At 49.2% G+C, this 531-nt stretch carries 1 protein-coding gene; it reads right to left on the bottom strand.

All coding sequences use genetic code 11. The features are described from left to right. A partial coding sequence (locus R7R78_RS29165; protein WP_225474973.1) for a glycosyl hydrolase 2 galactose-binding domain-containing protein occupies positions 1–531 on the bottom strand: 531 nt, incomplete at both ends.

Below are 531 nucleotides of genomic sequence, written 5' to 3'. Positions count from 1 at the left end.
CCCGGCACAAAAGTCTGATAGTAAAGATCCACTTTAAACTCACAACCACCACCGTGGTGCCAGATTTGTTCGGTCGCGACACGATCTAAACGTACGTTGCGAATAAACTGCAGGTAAGGCACTTGCCACACGCCTAAGCGGTCATCGCTTTTTCTATATTCATGATCGGACAGCGAACACAGCTCAGGTTTATCTTCATCAAACAGAAGATCTTCGTCTTCCTCTAAGAACAAGATTTCAAAGCGGTTACGCCCCATTTGCATGTAAGGGCGAATGTCTTTCTTGTAGACATTCTGAGAGCCATCGCAGTCAAACAGTGCAACGCCATTCAAACGCACCTCAGCATGGTAGTCCACACCACCCAGCACCATTTCAACCGCCGGGAACGCCATCATGGATTCATCCACCTCAATGTCGTGCATCAAGTGCCATTCTTGTTGGCGAATGGCCGATTCCGTCAATTCAGCAGGCAGCACCTGACTCAGAGGAGCAGGGAAAGTGATGTCATCCTGTGGGATAGAAAGGTCCGTC

This window comes from Vibrio sp. 2134-1 (assembly GCF_033339495.1).
This window is presented reverse-complemented; position numbering and strand designations above follow the sequence as displayed.